Genomic DNA, 2,088 nt, shown 5'->3' with positions numbered 1-2,088 from the left:
CTAAATTGATTGAATGTCTGCTTAAGCTATGTTTTATTGATGACAATGGCGTCTCAGACGTTATGAAAACTTATGTAGGAGATAACGTTGATAGACCGTGAGTTAGAGTTTGATGATAGAGTATTCGTCTTTGAGACAGTTATGCGTGTCCGTAACACAGAGATTGATGTTGGGCAGCATCTAACGTTAGAATCACTCATTGCATTATTGGCCGAGGCAAGGGCGAGGTTTTTGTACTCTAAAGGTATCAAAGAGATTAATGCAGAATGCCAAGGTTTGATTGTTAGCAATTTACAGCTGAACGTTATTAGTCGTGTACGCGCTCGTGAAGAGCTACTATTTGAAGTCGGTATAGAGCACATATCTGATAAAGATGGCGAGATGGCTATCAAGGTGACACGTATGTATGATGGTTCACTAGTAGCAAAAGCCCGCAAATCTTTTGTTCAATATGATTATCGCTCCAATAGAAGTATAGTTTTTAATAATGATATTAAAGAGGCACTAAACCAACAAGCATTTGAGCTATAATGGCGTCGATTACGTGAGCCTTATAACCCTTATGCTTGCCATTTCTCTATCAACCTAAACGTCTATAACTATAAGAAGATAGATTATGACCACACCTAATTGGCTAACCTCTATAAAATTCAATACTGATGGTCTGATTCCTGCAATCGCTCAAGATTACGAGACAGGACGCATCCTAATGATGGCGTGGATGAACACTGAGTCCTTACAGCTGACGGCAAAAACGCAAACTGCAGTCTATTTTTCGCGCTCGCGTAATCAGCTGTGGCACAAAGGTGAAACGTCAGGGCACACTCAGCAGGTACACGATATTCGCTTGGACTGTGATGCCGATGTCATCGTGCTAAGTGTTACTCAAGTCGGTGGTATCGCTTGTCATACTGGACGTGAGTCTTGTTTTTATCAGCGTTTAGACATGACAGGTGCAGAGCCCGTCTGGCAAGCAGTCGATGCTGTATTAAAGGATCCTGCTGATATTTACCAGTCAAATAACAATACTAATAGTAATGTAAAAAGCACTGCTCATAAAAATACTGTTTCTAATATTAATAGTTTATCAAGCCAAGAGACTCAGACTGCAATATTGCGCCAGCTTGATAGTGTGTTGGCTGAACGTAAACAAGCATCTGCAGACAGCTCTTATGTAGCAAGTTTATATGCTCGCGGACTTAACAAGATACTAGAAAAAATGGGTGAAGAGACGACTGAGAGTATCATTGCTGCCAAGGACTTCGCTAATTGTAATCAGCTTACAGATGAGACTCAGTACAACGCTGCGCGACATGAGCTCATTTATGAAGTGGCTGATGTGTGGTTTCATACATTAGTAGGATTGGCATGGTTCGATATCGAATCTGATGCTGTATTGAACGAGCTGGGACGACGTTTTGGACTTTCGGGTATTGATGAGAAAGCAGCAAGATAGCTTTAATTGAAATAAGCTTGTGTAATTATTGTTGTTTTCAACTTTTTATTGTCAGTGCGCGTTATAATGTATCTTTAATAACTTGCTTCTTATTTGGCAATAACAGTTTATTGTGCAAGTAATAAATGTAAGACAATACGAGACATATTGGTCTCATTAAGACATAAGGATACCGTTATGGGCAGTTTTTCCATCACCCATTGGCTAATTTTATTGGTTGTAGTGGTTGTCGTTTTTGGCACCTCTAAGCTTAGAAACGCTGGTAAAGATCTGGGCGGCGCAGTAAAGGGCTTTAAAGAAGCTGTCAAGGACGAAGAGACAGAACATGCGCGTAAACGCCGTGTACTCGACCATGATGCCAGCTCAAATACTCAGTCGACTACTTCAGCAAATTCACAGACTGGTACTAAGGTTGATGATGTAGAAATCAGCCCTACCACCTCTAATGATGAACATAAAGTATAAGAGATGTTATTTATAAATAACGTCATTGAATAGTATATTTATGACTATATTTGACAACTATGTTTGATATTGGATTTTCTGAACTACTCTTGTTTGGTGTCATTGCCTTAATCGTGCTTGGCCCTGAAAAGTTACCTCAGGCTGCACGTACTGCTGGACAATGGTAC

At 40.1% G+C, this 2,088-nt stretch carries 4 protein-coding genes; all 4 read left to right on the top strand.

Features of this window, described 5'->3' with window-relative positions; genetic code table 11:
• Positions 1–87 precede the first annotated feature (87 nt).
• Positions 88–531 carry an acyl-CoA thioesterase gene (locus tag ACS8FD_RS13255; RefSeq protein WP_439263119.1) on the top strand — a complete coding sequence of 148 codons (444 nt, stop codon included), beginning with the start codon at positions 88–90 and terminating at the stop codon, positions 529–531.
• Positions 532–616: 85 nt separating this feature from the next.
• Positions 617–1,456 (top strand): phosphoribosyl-AMP cyclohydrolase, encoded by an 840-nt coding sequence (hisI, locus tag ACS8FD_RS13250; RefSeq protein ID WP_439263117.1) that lies wholly within the window; start codon positions 617–619, stop codon positions 1,454–1,456.
• 177 nt (positions 1,457–1,633) lie between these two features.
• Entirely contained in the window at positions 1,634–1,921 is a 288-nt protein-coding gene (tatA, locus tag ACS8FD_RS13245) for a Sec-independent protein translocase subunit TatA (RefSeq protein WP_299221004.1), read from the top strand.
• Positions 1,922–1,980: 59 nt separating this feature from the next.
• On the top strand, positions 1,981–2,088 hold a 108-nt coding region (gene tatB / locus ACS8FD_RS13240), incomplete at its 3' end, for a Sec-independent protein translocase protein TatB (protein ID WP_439276229.1).

It is taken from the genome of Psychrobacter sp. 1U2 (genome assembly GCF_051847575.1).
The sequence above is the reverse complement of the archived record's forward strand: the minus strand, read 5'-3'. Positions and strand labels throughout refer to the sequence as shown.